General features: G+C 49.6%; 22 protein-coding genes and 1 pseudogene. 13 read left to right on the top strand and 10 right to left on the bottom strand.

The genetic code is table 11. From position 1 onward, the window contains the following. Positions 1 to 167: 167 nt before the first annotated feature. The 9 genes and pseudogenes from AMUC_RS11740 (at position 168) to AMUC_RS01815 (ending at position 11,152) form a co-directional block, all read left to right on the top strand. A complete protein-coding gene (locus AMUC_RS11740; RefSeq protein ID WP_143245897.1) occupies positions 168 to 554 on the top strand; it encodes a site-specific integrase in 387 nt (128 codons plus the stop codon). 52 nt (positions 555 to 606) lie between these two features. After that, on the top strand, positions 607 to 1,974 hold the full coding sequence (locus AMUC_RS01850; RefSeq protein WP_012419384.1) for an ATP-binding protein: 1,368 nt from the start codon (positions 607 to 609) through the stop codon (positions 1,972 to 1,974). A gap of 114 nt (positions 1,975 to 2,088) precedes the next feature. Next, on the top strand, positions 2,089 to 4,104 hold the full coding sequence (locus AMUC_RS01845) for an AAA family ATPase (protein ID WP_012419383.1): 2,016 nt from the start codon (positions 2,089 to 2,091) through the stop codon (positions 4,102 to 4,104). Beyond that, a complete protein-coding gene (locus AMUC_RS01840; protein WP_012419382.1) occupies positions 4,098 to 4,685 on the top strand; it encodes a hypothetical protein in 588 nt (195 codons plus the stop codon). The genes AMUC_RS01845 and AMUC_RS01840 overlap by 7 nt, the downstream gene beginning before the upstream one ends. A gap of 6 nt (positions 4,686 to 4,691) precedes the next feature. Beyond that, a complete protein-coding gene (locus AMUC_RS01835; protein WP_012419381.1) occupies positions 4,692 to 5,807 on the top strand; it encodes a hypothetical protein in 1,116 nt (371 codons plus the stop codon). A 13-nt stretch (positions 5,808 to 5,820) separates the two neighbouring features. Then, positions 5,821 to 7,116, top strand: coding sequence for a TRM11 family methyltransferase (locus AMUC_RS01830; protein ID WP_012419380.1), 1,296 nt, complete (start codon positions 5,821 to 5,823; stop codon positions 7,114 to 7,116). Between the two features lie 1,810 nt (positions 7,117 to 8,926). Beyond that, positions 8,927 to 9,154: a helix-turn-helix transcriptional regulator gene (locus tag AMUC_RS12475; protein ID WP_157738218.1), complete on the top strand. Its 228-nt coding sequence runs from the start codon at positions 8,927 to 8,929 to the stop codon at positions 9,152 to 9,154. A 4-nt stretch (positions 9,155 to 9,158) separates the two neighbouring features. Next, positions 9,159 to 10,380: pseudogene (locus AMUC_RS13085) on the top strand (primase-helicase family protein). Between the two features lie 469 nt (positions 10,381 to 10,849). Beyond that, on the top strand, positions 10,850 to 11,152 hold the full coding sequence (locus AMUC_RS01815) for a hypothetical protein (protein WP_012419378.1): 303 nt from the start codon (positions 10,850 to 10,852) through the stop codon (positions 11,150 to 11,152). Here AMUC_RS01815 and AMUC_RS01810 read toward each other — a convergent pair. The 10 genes from AMUC_RS01810 to AMUC_RS01765 all read right to left on the bottom strand — a co-directional run bounded on the left by AMUC_RS01810 (position 11,144) and on the right by AMUC_RS01765 (position 22,709). After that, positions 11,144 to 12,112, bottom strand: a complete 969-nt coding sequence (locus AMUC_RS01810; RefSeq protein ID WP_012419377.1) for an ABC transporter ATP-binding protein — start codon at positions 12,110 to 12,112, stop codon at positions 11,144 to 11,146. The genes AMUC_RS01815 and AMUC_RS01810 overlap by 9 nt on opposite strands. Positions 12,113 to 12,130: 18 nt before the next feature. After that, complete coding sequence (gene der / locus AMUC_RS01805; RefSeq protein WP_012419376.1) at positions 12,131 to 13,525, bottom strand: ribosome biogenesis GTPase Der; 1,395 nt, start codon at positions 13,523 to 13,525, stop codon at positions 12,131 to 12,133. Positions 13,526 to 13,600: 75 nt separating this feature from the next. Beyond that, positions 13,601 to 14,692, bottom strand: a complete 1,092-nt coding sequence (locus AMUC_RS01800) for an LptF/LptG family permease (RefSeq protein ID WP_012419375.1) — start codon at positions 14,690 to 14,692, stop codon at positions 13,601 to 13,603. A 151-nt stretch (positions 14,693 to 14,843) separates the two neighbouring features. Then, positions 14,844 to 15,380, bottom strand: coding sequence for a DNA repair protein RecO (recO, locus tag AMUC_RS01795; RefSeq protein ID WP_012419374.1), 537 nt, complete (start codon positions 15,378 to 15,380; stop codon positions 14,844 to 14,846). Further along, positions 15,380 to 16,153 (bottom strand): tetratricopeptide repeat protein, encoded by a 774-nt coding sequence (locus tag AMUC_RS01790; protein ID WP_012419373.1) that lies wholly within the window; start codon positions 16,151 to 16,153, stop codon positions 15,380 to 15,382. The genes recO and AMUC_RS01790 overlap by 1 nt, the downstream gene beginning before the upstream one ends. Before the next feature lie 7 nt (positions 16,154 to 16,160). Continuing rightward, positions 16,161 to 18,062, bottom strand: coding sequence for a 1-deoxy-D-xylulose-5-phosphate synthase (dxs, locus tag AMUC_RS01785; protein ID WP_233420558.1), 1,902 nt, complete (start codon positions 18,060 to 18,062; stop codon positions 16,161 to 16,163). After that, positions 18,028 to 18,288 (bottom strand): exodeoxyribonuclease VII small subunit, encoded by a 261-nt coding sequence (gene xseB / locus AMUC_RS01780; protein ID WP_012419371.1) that lies wholly within the window; start codon positions 18,286 to 18,288, stop codon positions 18,028 to 18,030. Before xseB ends, dxs begins: the two co-directional genes overlap by 35 nt. Before the next feature lie 7 nt (positions 18,289 to 18,295). After that, on the bottom strand, positions 18,296 to 20,173 hold the full coding sequence (locus tag AMUC_RS01775) for an ArnT family glycosyltransferase (protein WP_012419370.1): 1,878 nt from the start codon (positions 20,171 to 20,173) through the stop codon (positions 18,296 to 18,298). Beyond that, complete coding sequence (locus tag AMUC_RS01770) at positions 20,170 to 21,561, bottom strand: sigma-54-dependent transcriptional regulator (protein WP_012419369.1); 1,392 nt, start codon at positions 21,559 to 21,561, stop codon at positions 20,170 to 20,172. Before AMUC_RS01770 ends, AMUC_RS01775 begins: the two co-directional genes overlap by 4 nt. Continuing rightward, positions 21,558 to 22,709, bottom strand: coding sequence for a two-component system sensor histidine kinase NtrB (locus AMUC_RS01765; protein WP_012419368.1), 1,152 nt, complete (start codon positions 22,707 to 22,709; stop codon positions 21,558 to 21,560). Before AMUC_RS01765 ends, AMUC_RS01770 begins: the two co-directional genes overlap by 4 nt. Before the next feature lie 133 nt (positions 22,710 to 22,842). Between AMUC_RS01765 and AMUC_RS11735 the strand changes: the two genes are divergently transcribed. The 4 genes from AMUC_RS11735 (at position 22,843) to rpsG (ending at position 26,282) form a co-directional block, all read left to right on the top strand. Then, the gene (locus AMUC_RS11735) at positions 22,843 to 23,274 is read left to right on the top strand and encodes an acyl-CoA thioesterase (RefSeq protein ID WP_052294418.1); all 432 of its coding nucleotides are present in this window, start codon (positions 22,843 to 22,845) and stop codon (positions 23,272 to 23,274) included. A 5-nt stretch (positions 23,275 to 23,279) separates the two neighbouring features. Beyond that, positions 23,280 to 24,824 carry a 2,3-bisphosphoglycerate-independent phosphoglycerate mutase gene (gene gpmI, locus AMUC_RS01755; RefSeq protein WP_012419366.1) on the top strand — a complete coding sequence of 515 codons (1,545 nt, stop codon included), beginning with the start codon at positions 23,280 to 23,282 and terminating at the stop codon, positions 24,822 to 24,824. Positions 24,825 to 25,398: 574 nt separating this feature from the next. After that, complete coding sequence (gene rpsL / locus AMUC_RS01750) at positions 25,399 to 25,782, top strand: 30S ribosomal protein S12 (RefSeq protein WP_012419365.1); 384 nt, start codon at positions 25,399 to 25,401, stop codon at positions 25,780 to 25,782. A gap of 26 nt (positions 25,783 to 25,808) precedes the next feature. Continuing rightward, the gene (rpsG, locus tag AMUC_RS01745) at positions 25,809 to 26,282 is read left to right on the top strand and encodes a 30S ribosomal protein S7 (RefSeq protein WP_012419364.1); all 474 of its coding nucleotides are present in this window, start codon (positions 25,809 to 25,811) and stop codon (positions 26,280 to 26,282) included. Positions 26,283 to 26,316 lie beyond the last annotated feature (34 nt).

Raw genomic sequence — 26,316 nt, 5'->3', positions numbered from 1 at the left:
ACTTGCCAACGTGTCAGTGACTACAACAATCTCATGCCGACTGCTTTGAGACTACACGCAAAGGCACACGCATCATCCGTATAGTCCAGCAAAAGACCAAGACCGAGGTGACAATTCCGGTTCTTAATGAGAATCTAATAGCCATCTGCGAGAAATACGGCTACAATGTGCCGAAAGTCAACGAGCAGGTGTTGAACCGCTACATCAAGAACATTCTCAAAGATTTGTCGGAAATTATGCCGACCCTTGCTGAGAAAGTGCCGACCCGATTGACTATGAAGCAGAAGGAGGCACTGAAAAAAGAAGGCAAGGAAGCTGAGACCGACCTCAACGGCAACGTTATTGTTCCGCGTTATGCTTGTGTAACTTCGTATACCGCCCGAAGAACAGGAATCACCAATATGTACCTCTCCCACAAATACACGATGCTCCAGATGATGCACGTCAGCGGCCACAAAACCCAAAAGACCTTCATGGACTACATCAAACTCTCCTCCGAAGAGATAGCCGATGAAATCGCCGCAATGTCGAAGAAAGAGTGTGAGATGTGGTGACACACAGCCCTTATCATTATGTCATTTCAAAATAATTTCGTAATTTTGCATTATGTTAACGGCATCTCAAATACTTGACCTTGTAAAAGGAGGCGAAGGCTACAATGTGGACTTCAAACGCAGTGTGCCTTCAAAAGTAAGAGAACTATTCGAGGAAGTGGCTGGTTTTGCTAATGCCGCCGGAGGTTATGTTCTCATTGGTGTTAGTGATGACAACAAGATTATAGGCGCCGAGATAGACAATAATAAGCGTTCAGCAATCCAAGACACCATCGGTGAAATTTCTCCTGCCCTGCATTGCGTCTTTTATCCGATGGATGTTGATGGTAAGAAGATATGGGTTGTTGATGTGCCAAGCGGTAAGGACAAACCTTACATCGCCGGAGGCGTGATATATGTAAGAGAGGGTGCCAACTGCCAAAAGTTGAGAACGGCTGAAGAAATACGGGCTTTCTTTGCCGAATGTTCAAAGATATTTTATGATGCCATTCCATGCAAATGGTTTGGCATTGACGAGGACATAGACAGCCATAATTTCCGTTCCTTTCTTGAAAAATCTCACCTATCTGAAGATTTACCGATTCGACAATTATTCGACAACCTGGAACTAACAACCGATGATGGACGAGTGAAGAATGCCGCTGCTCTTTTCTTCGGCAAAGAGCCGGAGAGGAAGTTTGCTCATGCTGTCGTAAGATGTTTGAGATTCAAAGGTTTTGACAAGGTCCACATCATAGATGACAAGACTTTTGGAGGACCACTATATCAGCAGTATCTCAATACTCTCTCGTGGATTGAGAGCAAACTTGAAGTAGAGTACATCATCGAAGGTACGGGGCCACGAAAAGAAATATGGGAGATACCGCTGGATGTTTTCAAGGAGTCGGTTATGAACGCCATCTGTCATCGCGACCTGTATGAAGAGGGTGCGACAGTGATGGTTGAAGTATATGATGACCGGGTTGAGATTTCCAATCCCGGAGGTCTTCTTCCCATTGTTGCAGAAAACTTCGGAGAAAAGAGTATGAGCCGGAATCCACTTATTTTCGGACTATTCACAAGAATGCAGCTTGTTGAGAAAGTAGGCTCCGGCATTCCCCGTATGCGCCGCCTTATGAAAGAAGCTGGTCTGCCTGAACCCGAATTTGACAACAAGGGCTTCTTTACCGTTACTTTTATGAAGCGAACCAAGTCCCTAAGAACCACCGATGATAAACTAAATGATAGATTAAATGATAGGATAAATTCACGAGAGAAACAAGTTCTTCTGATTTTATCTAAAACTCCTGGTCTAAGGACCAATGAGTTGTCTACAATGATAGAAGTCTGTGTCCCTACGTTGTCTCGCACATTGAAGAATCTAATCAGTCTAGGCTTGATAGAATATCGTGGAGCAAAAAAAACGGAGGATATTATATAAAGAACAAAAGTTTTTAATAATACCGTGCTACAACTTTATAATTGAAGAAAAAAGTATTTTTGTAATTATATTGGATCTGTTGTATATATAGCCGATCTTTTTAAAGAAAGTATTATGAGTAGACACATTTATCTGCCAGAGCTATTGAGTATAAATATTAAGAATTATACTTTATACCCCAACGGTTTGGATTACACCTTTGATTTTGTTAAAGGCGTCAATCTTGTGCTAGGTGGTAATGGCATGGGGAAAACTACTTTTGTCAACATTATTCGATATGCAATTCTTGGGTTATACAAAAAGCCTTTCGGATATACTCGTACATACCAAGGAAATATTATAGAAAAACGCCAACTGTTTCCGCAAAAGTATTTCAGCAATCGCATGGATGACAGCATTCACACGGATGCTTCTCCTACCGTATCAATTAGCATGAAGATAAACAATGTTACAGTTGATTTGACAAGAGATTTATCCTCCATAACCTTAACCAAACTTAAGGTTGATGGAACAGAAGTATTTGGCACCTTAATCAATCAGTTTAGCTACGAAAAATTATCTGATGCTGCAAAAGTTAATATGTTGCCTTATCTATATGAGAAAATCATTAAGACTAATACAAATTTAGAATTTGATGATTTAATATTTTTCGTAAACGAGGTACTTTTTTTCGGAGAAGACCACAAGACCATCCTTTGGAATGATGGTGGCTTCTTCCCTGATGTACAAAGCGAACTATTTAACAAATATTTCAATGACCCTGTTCTCGACAAGAAACGGCAAGAAGCTATTAGAAAAGCTAAATATTTTGATAGTTTGTCTCGTCATAGTTCAGAAGACATGAGAGCTATTAATAAGGTTCTTGGCAAAATGAAGGATACTTCTCCGTCAGCCGACCACTCAACAGCTAATCAAGGGAACACTGCACTTATTCTTATTGATTTAAAGGGAAAGCTTGCAGGAATGGACGCCAAACTGGCATCCATACAAAAAGAACGTGCTTCTAAAAGTCAAGACATATCACTATTGCAGAATGAAATCAACAAAATAAGTTTATCTGCAAATGATATGGATAAACAGTTAAAACAAATAGAGGAGCAACTAAATAACCATATATGGGAGACTCTACATCCTTCATATCATGTTTTCATAAAGAACATTCAGCTGAACCACATCTGTCCGATGTGCAATCAGCCAAATGATGAATTGGTTGAAAAAGTTGCAAATGACTCAAATAGTTGTTTTGCTTGTGGCTCTTCAATTAATGAAAACACAGAAACGGATACAATATTAAGAAAACGTTTTGATGAGATAAGCACACATAGAAAAACATTATATCAGTCTATTAATACCAAGAAGCAGACAATACAAAATATAGAGCAACAAATCATTAACTCAGATACAGAGTTTACTAAGATTGAATTGGAAAGAAGAACGATTCAGCAACAAATCAGGGAACTGGAGTATGAAAATGCTATGTCTGATAATAGTCAAAATTCCATTCAACCATTCCTAGATGAAGTAAATCGTCTGACCCAACAAAAAGAGGCATACCAAAAACAACGTGACGAGCAGTATAATATCGTGACTTCTATTTCAAACGAAATAGAAGATGTTATAACAGCTAATGTTCATGCGTTTTCCTCGATTTTTGCCCAATACGCAGGAAAGTTTTTAGGTGTACCTTGCGAGCTGACATACATCAAACAAACTGGAGATACAAACAAGCGTTTTTATCCTGTTATTGATGGGAAAGTCCGGTTTTACGAAGAAGAAATGTCAGAATCACAAAGATTCTTTGTGGATCATTCTTTTAGAATGAGTATTCTTACATTCTTCTATAGGACTCCGTCTTTTTATATAGTTGAGACACCGGACAGTAGTTTGGATATATCATACGAAAGGAATGCTGCAAGCGTTTTTGCTGAATTCCTAAAGAAGCCCAACTCATTAATCATAACATCAAACCTGAACAATAGTTTATTTATTGAGCATTTATTGGATCAGGAAAATGTTGATCTTGGTATTGTTGGGTTATTGGATATTGCAAAACAATCTACTATACAGAACACAAGTGAGCAATTAAAATCAATCTATCATCATATTAAAAACAGATTGGAATTATGCTAGAAAAGAATTTGATAAGAGCAAATGAAGATATTGTAACAGTCTCAACCATAGCCAAAAGTATGGGTTGGGGGGCGGTTTCAGAACAATCTTTCCAAAGAATATTGTATTTGGTACAAGTTCTCTATTCATTCAAGCATGAAGGAGAAAATATATTTTCATATTACCATTTTACAGTAACAACTTTCGGTCCATATTCAGATTTGATTGAACGGAGTTTAGTTTTCCTAAGAAGTTCTTTAAAATTACGTGAAGAGGAGGGTGGATTGGTTTTATGTTCTAAGAAGGAGATTCCTTTGAATCAAGAAAAAGTTGAATGGCTGAAAACTATTATGTATATGTTAGGCAAATACGGCGAAAAACGATTATTTGGTTTCATCGTTAATGACCCATCTTATGAAAACGCATCTCAAACTAACAATATTGATGGCATAGATACATCATCACCAGATAGCGAAACACTAAAAGTCCTCAAAGATTTCAAAATCGCTTTTGAACAAACTCTTGACGACGCATCAGCTATCAGCGATGAAAAATACATAGAGTTATATTTTGAGTATGTTTTTAGCGAAATTATAAAGTAGCAGGTTATGAAAACAAGATTCAGCCAAAATGCAAACTTTAAAGATTTGCTAAAACGTAATCAAGAAGCTATAGTGGACGCGGCATTGAATGGATTGGAAGCTACTGACAATTTCAAGCTTATGCAGTCGCTCATAAAAACAATGTGCGATAAACACCCAGACAATAGTTTTAAGTATATTGTCATATCAGAAGAAGACTTACAGAATCTTACAAATAATGCAGATAGTGCTATTGAACAGTTGTTTACAGACCCAACGTTTGTTCAGAATCGCCACATTGTCATTGATTCTAATTTTAATATTCAAGAATTTGATAACGAATTGCACAAAGATAACAACGAAACTAGACGTATTTTCACACAAATGTCAAAGAATGGTATCGTTGTATTTATGGTGACTTCAGAAGGCATTATTAATTATTTTGTTAACGGCCGCGACGGTGGTGATTCCATTTTTTATGAAAGCTCGGCCTTACACTCATTCAATAGTAAAAAGCCTATTTCAGAATTGCCGAGAGTACTTGAGGAATATAGAAAACACTTAAAACTCAGAGATACCTATTCTAAATTCTTTGTTGAGAAAAGTCATTTAAAATCTTTACGAACCGATTTGAAATCAGAACTTAATGAAGAACAGTTTATCAAAGCCAATAAGCAATTACTCAGAAATACTCCAGAAGATTGTTTTAGGGATGATTTACGTATGTTCTTAAAGGAAAAATTAAAAGTTTTCTTCGTGCAGAAAGAGGTCATGTTAGAAAGTTTGAAGAGATTGGATATTGCTATGATTGATGAAGATGGCGAGGGATTGTATTTTATAGAAGTCAAGTGGGTAGGTACTAGTGTTCATCATTTAGGCAAGAAAATAGGAACCACATATAGTGCCAAACCGCGTATTGTCCCTGATGCATTTAAACAATCAACCTCTTACATAACAGAATTGTTGGCCGAGGAAAAAGATTTCAAGTTGGGGTATTTAGCAGTATTTGATGCTAGAGACGAAGAACTTCCTGACACAGGAATAGACATGACCATCGATCAAATACCTAAGAAAGATAGACCAGCTTATTACAGACACATTAAATTAGATGATTTTAGAGTAATAAATGAACATCCCAACTGAATAATTAACAACTATGTACAAAGACTATAAATTCATAGATTGCACAGAAAAATACCATTCGGTTATGCAATTTGACAAAAACAAGAATGTTTTTGTACATCGTTGGTACCCTTTTGTGGAAGGATATTCTAAGGAGTTTATTGAAGACATACTAGGCGAATTACCTTTTGCGCCAACCTGTGCATTAGAGCCTTTCTGTGGTAGCGGAACAACTCCTGTTGAACTGCAAAACCACGGAATAAAGTGCTATTCTTTTGAGGTCAGTCCTTTTATGCATCTCCTATCAACGGTCAAATTGGGTAGAAAATATAATGTCGATACCTTTACGTATTATGTTAAAGCCGTAACAAAGAAGCTGTCACGTACAAGTCGAAATATACGTAAAATAGAATCATTACCTTTTGGCGATACGATTGTAAAAAAAGAGCAGAGTAAGAAGTGGAATTTTCACGACACTGCTATAGATGGAATACTTGATGTAAGACATGCCATTAGAACGATTGTTGATAATGATGATTATAAGAATTTATTTACAATCGCATTGGCTTCGATTATCATTCAAGCAAGCAATATGTTTCGTAATGGCAAGTGCTTGTCGTACAAGAAAGGATGGGAAACTAGAATCTTTAGTAGAAAAGATATTCATAATTTTTTTCTGGACAGATTAAATTCAATTTTTACAGAAGATATTAGAATCATTTCCAAACAGAATCCATCTGTACAAAATTCTGAGATATGCTATTTGGGAGATGTTCGGAAAAACATACAACAGGTTCCAGATAGAGAAGTGGATTTGATTATTACTTCTCCACCCTATCTAAACTCCAGAGATTACACGGATATTTATATGTTAGAGCTAAAAGTTTTACAATTAATTAACTCTTATGAGGAACTTCGTGAATTACGTAAAAACACATTACGTTCTCATGTTCAAGTTCCATATGGAAAAGTCTTTCCGATAGCAAATGAAAGACTTAAGAATAGCCTTCTAGAGATGTCTAATAAAGAGTTAAATACATGGAATACAGATATTACAAATATGATATGTGCCTATTTTGAGGATATGCAATTTTTATTCTCGGAATTTGCAAAGAAAATGCATAAAGGGGGTGTCATATATTTCAATGTGGCTAATTCTGCTTACTATGGAGTTGAAGTTCCTGTTGATTATATCATTGCTGACATAGCAGAATCTTGTGGATTTAAGGTTCGCGAAATAAGAAAAGCGAGGGATTTAAAAACCAGCCCACAGCAAAGTGATAAAATCGGCAAACTAAGAGAAAGTGTAATTGTGATTGATTACCAGTGATTTACTTCCAGATCTAGTTTGAATATAAATTTGGAAGTAAAGTTAATGATATTGGTCTCATTAGTGGGAGCTTTTAGAGCTGGATGATAGGCTTGAACATCAATTCTATGAAAATGAATGTTTATCACAGCATTGGGGGGGCGAACTCTCCGACGACATATAGATTCAGGCCTTTTTATGCGGCTTGCTCAAAGTCAGTATAAAAATAGGCGTTTTGGAGTTGGCTGAAAAGGGACAAGTGATCCGTACTCCGCAAGATATTGTGAAGGACATATTCGTTTTAGAATTGCCGGAAGAAAGCGGTATTCGGAAATGGGTCGGAAGTTTTTGGCTGAACCTCGGAAGTATAACGGAGATTCACGGATAGTGGGACTAAAAATTTGGTGGTTTAGATCCAGACATATTATCTTTGCGGTACAGTGGAGATGGTGAGCTAAAAGCGATATTAGGCAATACTTGTACAACCTGAAGCGATACCGGGCATCTGATTATTTGGAGGCTTCGATTATCGCTACTATCTTTGCATCGCAATTCCGGGGCGTTTCAAATGTCAGGCTGTATCGGTAATCAGATTTTTTCGCCGAAAGAAAAATCTTTCTGATTGGCTGAACTTTTTGAAACATTCCTCTGTTTTGTATTTTGTGATGGCACATCATGCGACCCAGCGGAGCAATTACACACCATCATCAACGGATGGAATTATACATCGAAGCTCTGCGGTGACGGTCAAACAGCATGGATTGTGCCTAAAAAGTCCCGTACAAGGGCAGACCATAACCCAAGTCCCCGGCTTCGAGGACAAATGACTCACGCACTGCTCAAAGTGCGCCGACGCTTGCCGAGCGAAACATATGGTGTGCGGGAACGAACCTGCGACATTGCACCGTTATCATCTTTGGTTCAAGGCATATTGTCGGCAGTTGCCGCCGTGTCGTATGATGCGGAAAATGCGGCAAAATCGCACTTTCTTCGGTCGAGGGATCTAAAAATTTGGAAATACGAAAAATATTTCGTATCTTTATATAACACAAGATGGCAGAGCCACCGTCCGACACATTCAACTTTTATATATCGGATTGGAATGATGCTCCTGACTGTGCTACACTTTTTTGTGTTCATACTTACCAACACGACCGGCTGAAGCCGCCCGGAATACTATGAGAGAGCCTAAGATAACGGCAGACGCAGACCGATAACAACCCGCACTAAGGAAGCGATGCTCAACGGTTTGCAAAGGATTGAATGGCTGCTGTATATGGCTCAATGAAAGAAAGGATATTCCTTGGTACGCAGATGATTATATCAGACTGTCAGCACGCTGATAATTGTGGATTTAGTGGCAGCGATGACTGACAATAGGATATGGTAAGATGCAGGTAGAGGAATATATCCTATGAAGCGCGGTACGCGCGATGTTCCATCTTAACATTTCAGCGTATGTTGCACCCATGCGACATTGCAAGACGCAAGTCTGCCCCGACAAGGCGGACAGCCACGGTTGTGCCCGGTTGTCAGAGGCACCCGTAATCGGCAGTGCGTCCGTCTGCTGACCTCAAAAGGGTCGGTAGCACCCCTTGTGTTGATTTCAACGAAAAAGGGGCCGACAGCCACAGCTATGTCCTTTCCGGGACACACCGCCATGCCTTCAATCGTCGCCGGAGGTTTGGCAGTGCAGATAATCAGGCGATTCATTTCAATAGATTCAAGCATACAGCCAATGAACCTATATACCCTTCTTCAAGCAACTCTCTCCGACCCCAACTCTCCCAACATTGTTCTCAATGTCACCCTCGCTGACCTCCATCAGCTTGTGGTTGACACCATCGACGCTACTCGCGAGCGTCTTCTCCCCATCCTCATGAAAGCCGAGGAAGACCGTCTGCTCACCAAGAAAGAGGTGTACGCCCAACTCGGCATAGGAGAAACCTCCGTCTGGAATTTCACCAAACGCGGTAAACTCACCCCTGTCAAAGTGAACAACAGTGTCCGTTATCGCCAGAGTGAGGTATCCGATATTCTCAACTCTAAAAATGACTGAGCCAATGAAAGAAAACAATGCACAATCTACTGACCTACCCGAAGACCGCTTTGTGCGTATCGCCACGACCTACTACAAGATTGTGATGCGTCCCAACGCCACAGGCGAACTTGTGGAATACCGTATGCCGTGGAGCATTGAGGCCATCCGTCAGGACTATGGCAAAGATTTTTTCGCCAATGTACCCAAGTATGATGGCTTCTGCTGTGTTCCGGCTCACATAGACTACAAGCCCGTTGTAGGCAATTTCCTCAACCGATATGCGCCCATAAGCCATATCCCCACGCCGGGAGAATGGCCGACAATCGAAGCCCTTGTCGTCACATCTTCGTCAGTCAGTACGAACTCGGTCTTGACTACCTGCAACTGCTCTATACGAAACCGTTGCAGAAACTCCCGATTCTGCTGCTTTATCGGAAGAACGCAACACCGGGAAATCTACGCTCCTCAACTTTCTCAAAGCGATGTTTGAGGCCAACGTGACCTTCAACACCAACGAGAGCTTCCGCAGTCAGTTCAATTCCGATTGGGACGGGAAATTGGTAATTGTCGTTGATGAGGTGCTTCTGAATAAACGTGAGGACTCCGAGCGTCTGAAGAACCTTTCAATCACCTACAATTACAAGATGGAGGCGCAAGGACGCGACCGCGAGGAAGTGAGTTTCTTCGCCAAGTTCGTGCTGTGTTCCAACAACGAGCATCTTCCCGTTGTCATTGATCCCGGCGAAACTCGCTATTGGGTCAGGAAGATTGAGCGGCTGCAACACGATGACACCGCATTTCTCGACAAAGTGAGAGCCGAGATTCCAGCATTTCTGCATCATCTTTCGGAGCGACCTCTATCCACCACCGAGAAAAGCCGTATGTGGTTCGACCCTGCTCTTACCGACACCGAGGCGTTGCAGCGCGTAATCCGCGCCAACCGCAACCGTGTGGAGATAGAACTCGCCGAGCTGCTAATGGACATAATGGTGACGAAGAATGTTGAGTCCGTTTCGTTCTGCATGAACGATATCCTCAACCTTTTCGACTATCAGCGCGTCAAGGCCGACCGCACGGCACTGAGAAAAGTGGTACAGGAATGCTGGAAATTGCATCCGGCACCGAACTCGCTCTGCTATACCTCCTATCAGATGGGCGTGTTTCTCAACGAACCCTCATACGTCGAGAGTCGGAAAGTCGGACGCTTCTACACCGTCACCCGGCAGATGCTGGAGAACCTTTAATTTTTTTCTCGTTGCTCTTGATAATTTGATGAATTGATGAATGAGAACATAAAAGAATAGTTATCAGAAGTTTTTCTTTTCATCGCCCTTTCATCATCGGCTCAACAAGGATAAAACCACTGAAAAGAAAAATATCAGGATTGGACTTCTCTTTTGCCCCGGTTGCTTCTTCTTTTCATTGGTCGAAAAATTTTGATGAAATACCGATGAAAAAATAACATACTATTTCACATATAGTTACCACTACTTTTCATCAAATTATCAAGTTCAACATTAACCCCGGTTGCTGAGTTTTTCTCGGTGACCACAATTTAAATTATTATGATAGACAGATATACAAGTAGTTTTGATGCGAATGAGTATATTGCCCGAATGAGAGCGCGTCAAGACGCAGAGATAGCCATCAAGAGCATTGTTCCCGAAGGTGCCATGGATGGCAATCCTTGGGAGGATGCTCCTTCCCCCAGATATGGACTATGACTTTGACATCGACAAGTGGGTGCCAAAATCATTCAAGGAAGAAAAGAAGCGTATGATTGAAGAAGAGTTCACCCGGTGCAACGGTACACCAGTGTACCGCCCATCGCCAGCCACTCCATTTTTCAACCACCCCAAATCCCCACCGCCAATGAAACCCAAGACAACAGCCAAGTCAAATCTGAAGAACCGTAACCGCAACGGCCGCCCGGCTTTTCCCGAAAGCGAGAAGCAATCAATCGTGCGCGGCATTATCTGCGTGCAAACAGGCAGGAAAGAAAGGGAGCTAAGCTAGGCAGCCCGGACAATTCTGGACTGAGTGCCCCGGAGATATTTCCACCAGCTCCGGTTCCCGGTCCGTGAGGCAGAGTGCCGGGTTTCCGAGGGTGTTCCTGGGGCGGAAGCTGCATCCGCATGGCTCCTGAGTCATGTTGGGAGGCAGTCCGGGAATGGTATAGAGGGGGGCGCCTTTCGCATGCAGCCCGGGAATGGATTTCATCAGGGCTCTGGTGTAGGCATGCCGGGGATGTTCCAGAAGTTCCTTCGCCGGGGCGCTTTCCACGATGCGGCCTGCATACATGACATTGATGCGGTCCGCGTATTGGCGCACCACGCCGAGGTCATGTGTGATGAGGATGACGGAGGTGCCCATGTCCTGCTGAAGTTTTCTGATGAGATCCAGCACCTGCTTCTGGACAGTGACGTCAAGGGCGGTGGTGGGTTCATCCGCGATGAGTATTTCCGGCCTGGTGATGAGGGCCATGGCAATCATCACGCGCTGGCGCATGCCGCCGGAGAATTGGTGGGGATATGCGTCCATGCGCTGTTCCGCATCCGGTATGCCTGCCAGGGCAAGCTGTTCCAGCGCGCGTGCCCGCGCTTCCTTTTTGCCGGCCCCTTCGTGAATGACAAGGGGTTCCGCCACCTGCTCCCCGATGGTCAGGTACGGGTTGAGGGAGGTCATGGGGTCCTGGAAGATCATGGAGATGCGTTTGCCGCGGATGGCCCGGAGTTTCTTTTCCGGGCAACGGAGCAGATCCGTGCCGTTCAGCATGGCGGAACCGCTTTCAATGCGGCCCGGAGGCATCGGAATGAGCCCCATCATGGAGTAGCAGGTGACGGATTTTCCTGATCCGGATTCACCCACGATGCCAAGCGTTTCCCCCGGGGCTACATCAAAGGACACGTTCCTTACCGCCCGGACAATGCCGGCCCTGGTGTGGAAGGAGGCGCTGAGGTTCCTGACGGAGAGCATGCGGAGAAGGAGGGATGATCAGTCGTTGCGCACGCGTGAACGGGCGGAGAAGATGACCGGAATGCCGGGAGCGGGGTAGGCTTCCCTTATTTTGTTGCGCAGGTACTGGGAATAGCTGTCCGTGAGCAGGCTTTTGTCATTGACGAAAAGAACGTAGCGCGGGACGGGAATAGTATTGTACTTGGGGTCCACCGCTGTGGTGGCGTAATATATTTTCAACCTTCTGGCAGAGCCGCTGGCGGCGCCGGGGGGATTCATCTGCTGGGCAAGCTGGATCAGGCGGTTGAGCTGGCCGGTAGTGGGCAGGTTATGGGATTCCCGGCGGATGCGCGTGATGACTTTGAAGATGATTTCCACGCCTTCCGCTTTTTTGGCGGAGGTGGCGATGAAAGGCGCGTAGCTGATGAAGAAGAGTTCCCTGCGCACCTGTTCCTCCACTTCCGCCATGCGGTCCTTGCGGGAGGCATTCGGATGGAAGAGGTCGAATTTGTTGACGATGATGATACAGGGTTTTCCTTCCTCCGCAATGATGCCGGCAATGCGGCGGTCCTGCTGCGTGATGCCCGCCGCAATGTCAATGACCAGCAGGCAGATATCCGCCCGGCGGATGGCTTTTTCACTGCGCATGGCGGAGAAAACTTCTACGGAGGTGTCCCGACGGGAGCGTGGGCGCATGCCGGCGGTGTCAATCAGCACGTAGGGCTGGCCGTCGTGCAGGTAGGGGACGTCAATGGCATCGCGGGTAGTGCCCGCCACATTGGAGACAATGGTGCGCCTGTCCCGGAGGATGGCGTTGACCAGGGAGGATTTGCCTGCGTTGGGGCGTCCCACTACGGCTACCTTGATGGGAAGGGCCGTTTCCTCTCCGTTTTCCGGTTCTTCCTCCAGTTCTTCTTTAAGCGGAGCCCCTTTTTGCTTGAGAAAACCGTCCAGCCGGGAGGCTAATTCGGAAAAGCCTCTGCCGTGGGCGGCGGAAAGAAAGATATGGTCGTCAAAACCCAGTCCGGCAAATTCGCCCAGATTAAGGTCCTGTTTTTCGTGGTCGGCTTTGTTAAGAAGGAGGATGACGGGAATGTCCGATTTGCGGAGGTGGTCCGCGATGCTCTGGTCGATAGGTGTAAGGTGATCCCGGCAGTCCAGCACGAAGAGGATGAGGTCCGCCGTTTTTATGGCAATGTCCGCCTCTGCCTCTACCTGTTCTGCAAAGCCGTCGCTCAGGCGCGCGCCGATACCGCCCGTATCCATGATTTTACAGGCGCGGTCCGTAATCTTGCAGGGGGCGGAAAGGCGGTCGCGGGTGACGCCGGGTTCATCATGCACGATGGCGATGCGCCTGCCTGCCATTCTGTTGAAAATGGCGGATTTCCCGACATTGGGCCTGCCTACGATGGCGATGGTGGGGACGTGCTGCATGCACGTCATGTTACCCGAAGCTCCCATGCTGTGAAAGCTAATTCCACGCCAGCGGGAAGGGCTTCCGCCGGGGGCTTATCCTTTGTGCTTGGCCCGTTTGTGAAGGTGCAACGCCACGGCAACCGTGATGATGTTGGGAAGCCACAGCAGAATATAGGGGAGCATCGTGTCGTTTTTCCGGGACAAGTCTGCAAAGATCAGGGCCAGAAAGTAGAGTGAGGCGATCAGGATGCCCAGGGCAAATCCTGTGGAGGTGTCTTTTCTGCGGGTGTTGATGGCCAGTGGCACGCCGATGAGGGCAAAGACGATGCAGGCCAGGGAGAAGGAGGCGCGCCTGGGCAGTTCCGTGGCGAATTCCGTGGTCTGCTTTTTATCCAGATAGCCGGGCGTGTCCAGAGCTTCCCGGATTTCCCGGTTGGTGAAGCGGTTGGCCTTGATGCGCCGGGAGCGGGATTTGTCCAAGTTGATGCTCAGAGGCATCTCGTCCATGGTCACGCTTTGGGAGATGGAACCTTCTTCCTGCGTGGTGATGAGGGGATTGATGAGATGCAGGGTGAGGATTTTTTTCTCGGGGGAGAAATCCATGGTCACGCGTTCCGAGTGCATGGCCACAGACGGGGATTTGTCGTCCGCTTTCTGGTAGATATGCATGCCGTGGATGACGTCGTCCACGCGTTTGTCGATGTAGATTTCCAGGTTGTCGAATTTGGTAATGGCCTGGCCTTCATTGAGAAGCCCCTTCGGGTTGATGGATGCGGCTTTGATGAGCAACTCGGAAATGGATTGCTTGGCGCGCGGTGCGATGTCTATGTTAATCCAGTAGCAAAGGCCGGAAAGGGCGATGCCGATGGCGATGGCGGGGGCGCTCAGACGCCACAGGCTCATGCCGGACATGCGCATGGAGGTGAGTTCGTTGTCCGAGGCCAGACGGCCGTACACCAGAAGAACGGCCGTCAGGAACCCCCACGGAATGGAGAACATCAGCGAAAAGGGGATGACCTGGAAGATGAATTCCAGAACGATGCTGATGGGAGCCTTGTTTTCCACCAGGAGGGGACGCAGTTCCTTGAACAGGTTGCCCAGAAGGAGCAGGGCGCTCAGGGCCATTACCCCCAGGGCCGTGACACCCAGCAGCTGGCGGGCAATGTATCTGTCAAGGATCTTCATGCAGTAAAACCGTGCCGGATATTCTGCCCGAAGGCTGCGGACAAGTCAATCTCGCGCACGGAACAATGCGCATCCCGTCCCGGAGGAAGGAAGTGTTGAGCGGGGCGGGGAACATCCCCTGCTGAGGATGAAAGCGGGATAGGCATGTTGCTCAGCTTTCTTTTTGTTCCAGGCTTCCGAGCAGTTTTTCCCGCTGCGGGGGAAGCTTGCCGAAGTGGGATTTCAGAATGACGTGCGCCGGGATGCCTGGGTGGGCTATTCCATGCAGCCGGGCGAGTTCCTGTTCGAAGTGCAGGACGGCGCGCAGCGTGGGATCATTGTTTTCCAGGTAGGTGTAGGCCCTCTGCAGCAAGTCGTAAAATTCCGGGATGGGCGTGTCCGGTTCCAGCATTTGGAGAAACAGGCGCGCGAAATAGCCTGCCGCACTGAGTCGGAGGTAGCTTTTCCGGAGGGCCAGGCGCGGTGAAAGCAGGTCTGCGGAGGTCAGGGTGTGCAAATCCCCCTTCTTTGCCTGCGTCCACTGCATGCGGCACTGATAGAAAATGTCCAGACACCCGGCAAAGGGGCTGCCGGGTTTTCTGGCGCTTTTTGCCGCCGTCCTGATAAGGCCTTCTTCCGTGCACCAGACGGCAATCAGGCCGTTTTCTCCCAGGGGATAAAGCTTCAGGACCGTCGCTTCCGCATTCATTAACGGCGTTTTTCCAGTCCGGTTTTTACCGGCTGTTCGGTTGGGACGGTTTGCCCATAGGGGGAGGGAAGGATGCCAGCCTCCGTCATGGCGTCCGTGAAGGCCTGGATGGCGCTGGTGCCTCCGTAGATGCGGATGGCGGAAAGGAGCTGTCCCTGGGCGGCTTCCTTGTCCCCTTCCATCAGTTTGAGGATGGCCTGGGTGCAGTAGTAGTATGGCGTATCATCCATCGGGCCGTACAGCTTTTCCAATTCCGCAGCAAGGGGCTGGTTATCCAGTTTGCGGGCGCAGATATAACGCTTGAATTGCAGCAGGGGCGTCATGCCGGGATTGTCCTTGAAGGGGAGAAGGAGTTCCGTGAACGCTTTCAGAGCCCTGGAATAGTCGTGATTGACGTAATGCGCTTCCGCCAGGTTGAACTGGATGGTGAGGTTGGAGGGATCCAGTTTCTGGGCTTTTTCAAAATTTTCCAGGGCTTTTTCGATATTGCGGATTTCAATGTAGCATGCGCCGCGGAGGTTGTATAAGCCCGGATTTCCGGCATAAAGTTTTTCCAGCTCCATGAGGGAAAAAAGACATTCCATGATTCTTTTCTGGGCAAAGAGCTGTTCCGCTTTGCGGAATTGGGCTATATAGCTTTTTCTGGTTGTTTCCGGCAGGTTGTTGAATTCCTGAATCCAGGCAGGGGAAGGGGAGGCCGGCAGGGATTGCCGCGCGGAGACGGGAAGAAGGGCAAGCGCAAGGGCTGCCAGCAGGAAGGTGCGTGTTTTCATAAACAGATCAGGAGTTCAGGTGGGGAATGATTTTTTGTAGCGCGGCTTCCGCCGTGAGTCCATATTTTTTTCTGAGGATGGATTCCGAACCATGCTCAATAAATTGGTCCGGCCAAGCGATGGCTTCCACGGGCGTCTTGACATCTCCGGTTTCCAGGGATTCGAGAACGGCTGAGTTGAAGCCGCCGCTGATGGAGTGGTCTTCGAAGGTGCAGACCACCCGGCTGCGTGCTGCGTGACGGCGGATGCATTCATCATCCAGAGGTTTGATGAAACGGGCATTGATCAGGGTGACGGTGTAGCCGCGGACTTCCAGCAGCGAGGCGGTTTCCCGGGCGATGCCGATCATGGTGCCCAGGGAAACGAGGGTTACATCCTGTCCCGCCTGAAGTACTTCCGCCTTGCCGATGGGGAGGATTTCCGCCTTGGCGGGGACGGGGGTTCCGGCGCCGCATCCTCTGGGATAGCGGATAACGGTGGGGCCGTTCTGGTAATGGTTCATGGTTCGGAGCATGTGGACGAATTCGGCTTCATCCTTGGGCTGCATGAAGACAATGTTCGGGATACTGCGAATCATGGCAATGTCAAACAGCCCGTGGTGTGTGGGGCCGTCGTCCGGGGAAAGCCCGGCGCGGTCCATGCAGAAACGCACGGGCAGTTTTTGCAGCGCGGCGTCATGTTGAATCATGTCAATACAGCGCTGCATGAAAGTGGAGTAAATGGCGATGTAGGGTTTCATGCCCTCCGCCGCCAGCCCGCAGGCGAAGAGGGCGCCGTGCTCTTCCGCGATCCCTACGTCGAAATAGCGTTTGGGGAAGGCTTCCTTGAATAAGTCCAGCTTGGTGCCGCTGGCCATGGCGGCCGTGATGGCTGTGATGGATTCATCCTCGCGCGCCATTTCCACCAGCGTGGAGCCGAAGATATGGGAGAATGTGGGGGTGGGGGCGGCCTGCGTTTCCCCGTCCCTCACGCAATAGGAGCCCAGGCCGTGGAATTTGGTGGGGTTGTCCAGAGCGGGCTGGTAGCCCTTACCCTTCTGAGTGACCACATGCAGAATAACGGGTTCGTTGAGATCCTTGATGTAGGCAAGGGTGCGTATCAGGGTGGGAATGTCGTGTCCGTCCAGGGGGCCGAAATAGCGCAGCCCGAATTTGTTGAACAGCAGGGACGGGAAGATAAGGTTTTTGGTGGTGCCTTCCAGCTTGAAAGCAAAGTCCCTGGCCTGCGTGCCGCCCAGCTTTTCAATGAAGGAAGCCGTTTTATCCCTTAACCAGGAAAACGTTTCCGATGTTTGCAGGGAGTTGAAGTATTTTGCCAGCGCTCCTACGTTTTTGTCGATGGCCCATTCGTTGTCATTCAGAATGGTGATGTACCGTTTGGTGGTCTGGCTGATATTGTTCAGCGCCTCCAGAGTGGTGCCGCAGGTGAATGCCGCATCCCCGGCTACGGCCACCACATGGTAGTCTTCTCCTTTCAGGTCCCTGGCCGCGCACATGCCCAGGGCGGCGGAAAGCGCCGTGCCCGCATGCCCCGCTCCGTAGGAGTCATGAGGGGATTCGGACATTTTGGCAAATCCGGAAAGCCCCCCGTGCTGGCGGATGGTGTGGATCAGGGGAGCGCGCCCAGTCAGCATTTTATGGACATAGGCCTGGTGGGAGACATCAAAGATGATTTTATCCCGCGGCGTTTCAAAGACGCGGTGAAGGGCAATGCTCAGCTCTACCACGCCCAGGTTGGGGCCCAGGTGGCCTCCGGTGAGGGAAAGGGAGTGAATGAGAGTATTCCGGATTTCTTCCGCAAGCCTGGGCAGTTCCGACTCAGGGATTTCCATCAGATCTGCGTGACTGCGGATGCTTGCCAGCAGTTCCGGAAGTTCAGGTGAGGGAGAATTCATTGCTGTCTGGTTCATCAGTATCCGTTTTATCCTGAACGGTTTCCGGGTTGCTGAGAGTTTGAATGCGCAGTTCCGCATCATGCAGGATGCTGCGGCAGTGACGGATGAGCTTATTGCCTTCTTCCACCAGGGCTATCATGTCTTCCAGCTCGGTGACGGGGGCTTCCGTCAGGCGTATGATTTCTTCCAGGCGTGCTACGGATTCTTCAAATCCGGGAGCGTTTTTCCGTTGTTTGGCCATATGGGAATTAAGGTTGAGGGGCGGTTTTCTGAAGGTCTTTGTAAAGAATCATTTCCGCTCCCTGAATGAATTGGCGGGAGTCAGGCGTTCCAAAGCGCTGCGCCAGGGGGGCAAGCGCCCGGCTGTGGTCAAAGATGTACACGGGGTTTTTATCCTTGGTCTGGAACAGAACCGTGCCTTCCAGAACGAGGGGAGTGAATTCTCCATAGGAGGAGGAAATGGTGCGGAGGTTCATTTTTGACGTGGAAGAAGGAGTCACCAGAATGCTGCCCACCTTGCCTCCGTGGAATTTCAAAATGCGTTCCAGCACCATGAATTGTTCCACCATTTTGGGGATGCCGATGGCTTTCCGGTCTGCATACCACCCGACGGCGGACGGCTGGTCCGTGAGAATGAAATCCTTTTCCGCCGTCTGGGTGCGAAGATCCCGGTTAAGGCCCAGGGGATAGTAGGGCGGCCATGCCGGAATGCCGCGGCCGGCCGTCAGGATGCCCACCCGCACAATGTGCGGAAGGTTGAGCAGAAGCGGAAGGGAAGTGATGAGAAGGGAGAGCAGCAGGACGCCTCCCCGAAGGATGGAGATTAGCTCTTTGTTGGAATGCCTGGCTATCAGGTTGAGAACAAATGCCGTGCCATAGGCCGTGAAAAAGGGAGCGAAGAGGATTTGAATTTGCCCTAAGGAAATGCCGGTTTTATTGGAGGTATAAATGGCCATGCCGATGACGGCAGGGACCCACATGGCAAAGATGCCCCATTTGGACTGGTTGACTTCCGGACGTTTGAATTTATGCAGGAGGGCCAGCAGAAATACCATGGCCAGGGGGAGATTGCCGAGGTTTTCATAGAGCAGGTCACCCTGTGTCAGAATGTTGTTGATGACGGAAGTGACTACTTTTTGGGCAGCGATGGGAATGCTCCCGGAAACCAGGGCGTTCATCGCTATTTCTTCATTGCCGGTCAGCCCCGTGAAGATGGTGTAATAAGCCGTTCCGAAGAAGCCTCCGCTGAGGGAGCGGTTAATGTAAATGGGGTAGGCCAGGAAAAGAAGGAGAGTGATAAGGCCCGGAATGCAGTACAGGCCGTGCGGTTTGAACCGGATGCCTGCAAAAATCAGAAAACCGGCCATGGGCCACAGCCCGATCCATCCGGTAAGGCAGACGCATGAAAAACAGATGGAGCTGCCGATGAGAGGCCACAGGAATGCGCGGTTTTCCTCCTTGTTTTGCAGGGCCGTGTACAAAAAGTGGATGCCCCAGGCAAAGAAAAAGAGCATCATCATCTGCGGGAGGCCGCTGGTAGCGTACTGCAGGAAAAGATTGCTGAGTATCATCGTCAGGCAGGTGAAGCAGGCGATGGTGACGTCAAACATCCGGAGAAGGATGTAATAGCAGCTCAGGACGGACAGGATGAAGAACATGCAGGAAATGCCCACCACAATCCGGTCAGGCAGGTAAATCATGGATGAGCCCGTCATGCTCCACAGGTCAAATTTGTGGACGCCGGCCATCCTGAAGACAGCTGCTTCCGTCAGGATGTTCAGCGGAGCGTTGCGTGTGTCCCGGAGGGCATAGGGATTGAATTTTTCCGGATCGACGAGGGTTTCGCCTTGTCCAGCCCGGATGGCTTCCTGTTCGTGTATCTGGGCGTCTGAAAGAAAAGGGTTGAGGCCGGCGCGTGTGCTTCCGGAGACCATCTGGATGGGCCTCAGCCAGTTGGTGGTCATCCCCTGCCCCCTGGCTACGTTGCGGGCGATTTGGGCGTGGTCCATGGCGGCATCAGTGCCCAGCCCGTTAAAGTTGAAAAAGTACTGCACCCCCGTGATTGCCAGCAGCAGGATAAGGATAATGATAAAAGGGGTGCGGGATGCCGAGGAGGGCTCATTCATGAATGGAGGATGTCTTGTAGTTTGCGTTGAAGAGTGCGCCGGCTGATGCCCAGCAGGTGGGCTGCTGCCGTTTTATTGCCGTTTGACTGGGCCAGCGCTTGTTGGATGGCATTCCGTTCCAGCAAGGATAAATTCAAAACCCCGGCCGGGACAAGCCCATTCTGCGTGTTGGGTGCATTGTCCTCCGGCCGTTCCTGTGGAGCGGCTTCCGGAGAAGTATCCTGCAGTTGCGGGGGAAGATGATGGAGGCCTATGCTGGCGGAATTGCTCATGACGACGCCATGTTCCATGGCCGTGCGGAGTTCACGAACGTTTCCCGGCCACTGGTAATTCCGGGCGGCTTCAAGGGCGTCCCGGGAGAGGGGCTTGAATTCCTTGTTGTTTTCCCTGGCGAATTCCTTCAGAAAGGCGGTGGCAAGCAGGGGGATGTCTTCACGGCGGTCCCGGAGGGGGGGCATCTGGATATGCACCACATTGAGGCGGAAGTAGAGGTCTTCCCGGAATTTTCCTTCCTGCACGAGCTTTTTCAATGATTTGTTGGTGGCCGCGATAACGCGCACATTGACGGGAATGGATGCATTGGACCCTACGCGTTCAATGGTCCGTTCAGACAGCACCCGCAGCAGCCGGACTTGTGTTCCGGCGTCTATTTCCCCGATTTCATCCAGAAAGATGGTGCCGCCGTCCGCCTGCTCAAAGCGGCCGATGCGGCGTTGTCCGGCTCCGGTGAAGGAGCCTTTTTCATGGCCGAACAACTCGCTTTCCAATAATTGGGGGGAAAGGGCCGCACAGTTGACGGCCACGAATTTATTTTCCGGCCTTCCGGAAAGGGAATGGATGGCCTGGGCTACGAGTTCTTTCCCGGTGCCGCTTTCCCCCTCAATCAGCACAGTCGTTTTGCTGGGGGCCACCTGACGAATAATGGAGAATACGTGTTCCATGGCGGCGGATCTGCCCAGGAGTTTTTGCAGTCCGGAGTCCGCCTGGATGCGGGTGGTGAGTTCCTGGTTGGCCGTTTCCAGGTTCCGGGTATGGAGCGCCCGTTTGAGCACCAGCTCCACGGCGTCCAGATTCAGAGGTTTGGTGACGAAGTCGTACGCTCCCTCTTTCATAGCTGCTACGGCGGCATCCACGGAGCCGTAGGCAGTCATCATGATGCTTTGCGGAGGGTGGGGCAGGGAGGCAGCGGCTTTCAGCACGTCCATGCCGCTTTCCCCGCCCAGTCTCAGATCCGTCAGAACCAGGTCCGGAGATTCTTCCTGCAGGAGGGCGGAAGCCTGGGAGAGATTGGCGGCGGTGTACACTTCATAATCATCCTGAAAACCCATGCGCAGAGCGTCGCGCGTGGGTTTTTCATCATCTACAATCAGCAGAACAGGCATCTTCATGAGGGAATGGAGGATGGCAGGAGCCTGATGGTGCGTTCCACGCGCGGCAGGAAGACCGTGATGGTGGTTCCCTGACCCGGCTGGCTGGCCAGCGTGATGGACCCGCCGTGCTCCTTCACGATGCGGCGAACGATAAGCAGCCCCAGTCCGGAGCCGGTGGACTTGGTGGTCAGGAAAGGTTCATAAATGCTGCCCATGACCTCCGGTGAAATACCGCAGCCGGTATCCGCCACAGTGACGAATACGCTGTCATCCGTATAACCGCTTTTGAGCAGAATGGTGCCTCCCTCCGGAGGGATGGACTGGTAGGCATTCTTGATCAGGTTGTAAAAGACCTGTTTGATTTGGACGGGGTCCAGGCTGAGGATGGGAAGACTGGGCTGGAGGTCCGTGTTGATTTGGATGCCGCGCTGCTGGATTTCCGGTTCCAGCAGTTTCAGCACTTCCATGAGGATGGTTTCAATGTTGTAGGGTTCCCGGATGGGCCTGGTGGGGCGGATGGCCTGGAGGAATTGCTTCAGGATAACGTCCAGCCGCGTGGTTTCGCTCTCCGCTGTTTTCAGCAATTCCTCCATGTCCGTCCGGTACTTTGGAGGCAGCTGCTTTGCCTTCCTGGCAAGGAGCTGGAGATGGAGGCCTATGGAATTGAGGGGGTTGCCTATTTCATGAGCCACTCCTGCGGCCAGCAGCGTCAAGGCATTCAGGCGTTCTGCCTCAAGGTTTTCCGCGTTTTTTTTATGCCGGGGCGTTTCATCCCGTATCAGGACCAGGTGGCCCTGGTTTTTGCTGCCGATGGGGGAAATGAAAATGTTCAGGAATCTGTGTTCCGGGTAAAAGATTTCCGTGTCCCGGGAGACGGCGGTCTGGCTCTGCTGGATCGTGTCCCATGAGCAGTCCCTGCCCAGGAAAATACAGAAGTCATCCGGGGTTATTTGCCCGCGTTCCTTGTCAAAGAGTTTAAGGGCAGCCTTGTTGACGAACAGAATTTTTCCCTTGTTATCCAGCAGGATCAGGCCTTCCTGAATGGCTTCAAATACCTGCTGGAAAAAACCCTGCTGTTCCGCCAGCTTGACAAAAAAGCGCTGGAGATCCTCCTCCTTGATGTGGTCAATGCGGCCGATCAGCTTGTCAATGGTGTCTTTTTTCATGGCGGCGGGTCCGTTGCCGTGCGGCTTGCTCTTATATATATAAAGAGCGGCATGTCACAAATCAAGCTGATGTGACACATTGTCGCGCATTTGCGGCTGGACATGGTTCCGGGGGAGGAGGCAGGATGACGGCATGCCTGAAGATTTTCCCTGCATGCCCTTTGTCAGAACGCGCCAGGTAGCTTTTCATGATACGGATGCTTCCGGGGTGGCCCATTTCTCCCGGCTGCTTTGTTTGGTGGAAGAAGTGGAGCACGAGTACCTGCGTTCCCGGGGGGTGGAGGTTCTTTCCCCAGACTGCGGCTGGCCCCGCGTGCATGTGGAGGCGGATTACTCCAGCTCTGCGGGGCTGGGAGATTGGCTGAGCATAGAATTAAGCCTGGGAACGGTGGGAACCAGTTCTCTGGAATGGAAATTTGCTGTATTTCATTCCGAGCGTCCGGTGATGAGGGGAAGATATGTAGTCGTCCGTGTGGGGAAGGGCGGCAAACCTCAGGCAATTCCGGAATCGGAGAGGGAATGCCTGATTTCAGGCTTTTCAAAAGGAGGGGATGCCTGTAAATAAAGCCTATGTCTTCTAAAAAGCCTGTCGTTCTTGTTATTCGCGACGGCTGGGGCCGCAATCCGTTGGGGCCTGATGTCGCGAAAGAGTACGGTGACGCCACTGTTCTGGCTGATACCCCCTTTACTGATTACCTCCTTGCCAACTATCCCCACAGCCTGCTGGGCGCTTCCGGGGAGGACGTGGGCCTTCCGGACGGCCAGATGGGTAATTCCGAAGTAGGACACTTGAACCTGGGTGCGGGCCGCGTTGTCTTTCAGGACCTCTGCCGGGTGGATAATGCCATCAAAGATGGGTCCATGGGGGAAAACGCCGTGCTGAAGACCGCTTTTTCCCAGGCCGCTTCTTCCCGTCTGCACCTGCTTGGCCTGGTGAGTGACGGCGGCGTGCACAGCCATATCAACCATTTGATCGGCATCGTCAAATATGCTTATGAAGCGGGTGTCCGCGATATTTGCATCCATGCCATTACGGATGGACGTGACTGCTCGCCAACCAGTGGGGTCGGCTTTATTCGCCAGCTGGAGGAAGCCGTCAGGCCGTACGGCGCCAAAATTGCCACGGTTGTCGGCCGTTTCTATGCGATGGACCGGGATAAGCGCTGGGACCGCAACAAGCTGGCATGGGATGCCATCGTTCTGGGGCGCGGCGAACAGTGCTCCTGCTCCCCTGCCGAATATGTGGAGCAGTGTTATGCGAAGGGGGAGACGGATGAGTTCCTGAAGCCCGGCATTTTTGCCTATGGCAACGAACAGCGCGTGAGGGATAACGATGTGGTGTTCTTCTTTAATTTCCGTGCGGACCGCGCCCGGCAGATGAGCGACGCTTTCCTTTACCCCGAATTTGACGGATTTGACCGTGAAGTAACGCCCAAAGTGCACTATGTGACGTTGACGGAATACGATGCCAAGTATCCCTCTCCCATTGTTTTTGAACAGGAACAGCTGAACAATATTTTCGGGCAGATTGTGTCGGAAGCCGGGAAAACCCAGCTCCGCATAGCGGAAACGGAAAAGTACGCCCACGTTACTTTCTTCTTTAACGGAGGTGTGGAGACCCAGTTCCCCGGAGAAGACCGCATCCTTGTTCCTTCCCCCCGGGAAGTGGCTACTTATGACCTGAAGCCCCAGATGAGCGCGGCAGAAGTGGCGGATAAATTTGTGGACGCTGTGAACAAGTATGATGTGGTAATCATGAATTTCGCCAATGGGGACATGGTTGGCCATACCGGATTTGTGGAAGCCGGCATCGCCGCCTGCGAAGCAGTGGACAGCGCCTTGGAAAAATGTGTGAAGAAGGTGTTGGAACTTGGCGGCAAGCTGCTTATTACGGCGGATCATGGCAATGCCGAACACATGCGCAATGAGGATGGTTCTCCGAATACAGCCCACACGACCAACCTTGTGGATCTCATTTACGTGGCGGACGACAAGGATCAGGTAACTCTCTCCGATGGCATTCTGGCGGATGTCGCTCCCACGCTGCTGAGCCTGATGGGGCTGAAACAGCCTGCCGAAATGTCCGGACATTCCCTGGTGACGCCTGGGAAATAGCGGGCTGCTGAGTTCATTGATGAAATCCGTTTCCGGATGCGTTCCGGAAACGGATTTTTCTATGTCATGCTTTCCGGACGGGGCAAAATGGGAAAGCAGGCAGGTTAACAATAAATAATAGACCGGCTGCCGTTTTTATGAAAAAATTTTCCGTGAATTCTGATGGAAAGCTTGTTTTTTGTGCCTCTCCGGCGCTTCATGCATTTTTTTCTGCGGTAACATGTCGGACATGAAGAAATGTTTTTTTTGCCTGTGAAGAAGATTTTTTGTTTCATCCTCCATAAGTGGAGAACTGCTGGACGGGGAGGAAAAAGGACTCCGGGAGCCCGAAATGGAGTTTTGAAAGGAGCGGGGAAAATGGAACGGATAAAATATTTAGGAAAAGATGAATAAAAGACTTGTCATGATATAAAATCACGTTATATTGGCCGTCCCCAAACGTGCCGAAAGGCACAAGAAATACGTTTTCTATCGGGTTTGCCTCCGGAAAAAAGGCGCGCTTCCTGCTTATAAAAAGGAATGTTCGCCTTGAATATCGGATCAGACCGACGAACCACAACCAAAGCAGGAAAACATGCCGACCATTAATCAGCTCGTCCGCAAGGGACGTATTACTCCGGAAGAGAAGTCCAAATCACGCGCTCTTCATAGCTGCCCGCAACGCCGCGGTGTTTGTCTCCAGGTGATGACCCGTACGCCCAAAAAGCCGAACTCGGCTCTTCGTAAAGTGGCTAAAGTCCGTCTTACCAATGGTGAAGAAGTGATCGCCTACATTGGCGGCGAAGGTCATAACCTTCAGGAACACTCCATCGTGCTTGTTCGTGGCGGTCGTGTGAAAGACTTGCCGGGTGTTCGCTACCATATCGTCCGCGGCGCTCTTGACTGCCTCGGTGTTGACAAGCGTCGCCAGGGCCGCTCCAAGTATGGCGCCAAGCGTCCGAAGGCTGCTGCCAAGTAAACCAAACATCTTACCTACTATATATTATGGCTCGCCGTAAACGCGTTTATAGAAAAATCGAACGTCGTGACCCCCGTTACGACAGCGCTCTTGTTGGCAAACTGATCAGCAAGGTTATGCTGGATGGCAAGCGCTCCCTTGCGGAACGTATTGTTTATGCCGCTATTGACATGGCTAACGAAGGCACGGACAGCATTGATCCTCTGGAAGTAATCACCCGCGCCATTGAAAATGCCAAACCCCGTGTGGAAGTAAAGAGCCGCCGTGTCGGTGGCGCTACTTACCAGGTGCCGCTTGAAGTGGATCCGGCCCGTTCCGAATCCCTGGCTATGCGCTGGATTGTGAACTACGCCCGCAACCGCAAGGGTGTGCCGATGCACAAGGCTCTCGCCAACGAAATCAAGGAAGCCGCCAACAATCAGGGCTCTTCCGTTCGCAAGCGCGACGACGTTCACAAAATGGCTCAGGCCAACCGCGCCTTTGCCCATTTCCGCTGGTAATTCCTTCTGCGACTGTCAGCCGAATCATTCACTT

Origin of the sequence: Akkermansia muciniphila ATCC BAA-835 (genome assembly GCF_000020225.1) — a bacterium.
In the GTDB taxonomy this organism is placed as follows: domain Bacteria; phylum Verrucomicrobiota; class Verrucomicrobiia; order Verrucomicrobiales; family Akkermansiaceae; genus Akkermansia; species Akkermansia muciniphila.
Note: the sequence above shows the minus strand (reverse complement) of the source record. Positions and strands in the feature narration are given on the sequence as shown.

What these genes read in the sequence shown, in the direction of transcription:
- AMUC_RS01790 (WP_012419373.1), bottom strand. Translation starts at nt 16,153, where the DNA reads ATGAAAACACGCACCTTCCTGCTGGCAGCCCTTGCGCTTGCCCTTCTT.
- AMUC_RS01800 (WP_012419375.1), bottom strand. Translation starts at nt 14,692, where the DNA reads ATGAAGATCCTTGACAGATACATTGCCCGCCAGCTGCTGGGTGTCACG.
- AMUC_RS11735 (WP_052294418.1), top strand. Translation starts at nt 22,843, where the DNA reads ATGCCTGAAGATTTTCCCTGCATGCCCTTTGTCAGAACGCGCCAGGTA.
- AMUC_RS01850 (WP_012419384.1), top strand. Translation starts at nt 607, where the DNA reads ATGTTAACGGCATCTCAAATACTTGACCTTGTAAAAGGAGGCGAAGGC.
- gpmI (WP_012419366.1), top strand. Translation starts at nt 23,280, where the DNA reads ATGTCTTCTAAAAAGCCTGTCGTTCTTGTTATTCGCGACGGCTGGGGC.
- rpsG (WP_012419364.1), top strand. Translation starts at nt 25,809, where the DNA reads ATGGCTCGCCGTAAACGCGTTTATAGAAAAATCGAACGTCGTGACCCC.
- AMUC_RS01830 (WP_012419380.1), top strand. Translation starts at nt 5,821, where the DNA reads ATGTACAAAGACTATAAATTCATAGATTGCACAGAAAAATACCATTCG.
- dxs (WP_233420558.1), bottom strand. Translation starts at nt 18,062, where the DNA reads ATGAACCAGACAGCAATGAATTCTCCCTCACCTGAACTTCCGGAACTG.
- recO (WP_012419374.1), bottom strand. Translation starts at nt 15,380, where the DNA reads ATGAATGCGGAAGCGACGGTCCTGAAGCTTTATCCCCTGGGAGAAAAC.
- AMUC_RS01770 (WP_012419369.1), bottom strand. Translation starts at nt 21,561, where the DNA reads ATGAAGATGCCTGTTCTGCTGATTGTAGATGATGAAAAACCCACGCGC.
- der (WP_012419376.1), bottom strand. Translation starts at nt 13,525, where the DNA reads ATGCAGCACGTCCCCACCATCGCCATCGTAGGCAGGCCCAATGTCGGG.
- AMUC_RS01810 (WP_012419377.1), bottom strand. Translation starts at nt 12,112, where the DNA reads ATGCTCTCCGTCAGGAACCTCAGCGCCTCCTTCCACACCAGGGCCGGC.
- AMUC_RS01775 (WP_012419370.1), bottom strand. Translation starts at nt 20,173, where the DNA reads ATGAATGAGCCCTCCTCGGCATCCCGCACCCCTTTTATCATTATCCTT.
- AMUC_RS01815 (WP_012419378.1), top strand. Translation starts at nt 10,850, where the DNA reads ATGGACTATGACTTTGACATCGACAAGTGGGTGCCAAAATCATTCAAG.
- AMUC_RS01765 (WP_012419368.1), bottom strand. Translation starts at nt 22,709, where the DNA reads ATGAAAAAAGACACCATTGACAAGCTGATCGGCCGCATTGACCACATC.
- xseB (WP_012419371.1), bottom strand. Translation starts at nt 18,288, where the DNA reads ATGGCCAAACAACGGAAAAACGCTCCCGGATTTGAAGAATCCGTAGCA.
- AMUC_RS01840 (WP_012419382.1), top strand. Translation starts at nt 4,098, where the DNA reads ATGCTAGAAAAGAATTTGATAAGAGCAAATGAAGATATTGTAACAGTC.
- rpsL (WP_012419365.1), top strand. Translation starts at nt 25,399, where the DNA reads ATGCCGACCATTAATCAGCTCGTCCGCAAGGGACGTATTACTCCGGAA.
- AMUC_RS01845 (WP_012419383.1), top strand. Translation starts at nt 2,089, where the DNA reads ATGAGTAGACACATTTATCTGCCAGAGCTATTGAGTATAAATATTAAG.
- AMUC_RS01835 (WP_012419381.1), top strand. Translation starts at nt 4,692, where the DNA reads ATGAAAACAAGATTCAGCCAAAATGCAAACTTTAAAGATTTGCTAAAA.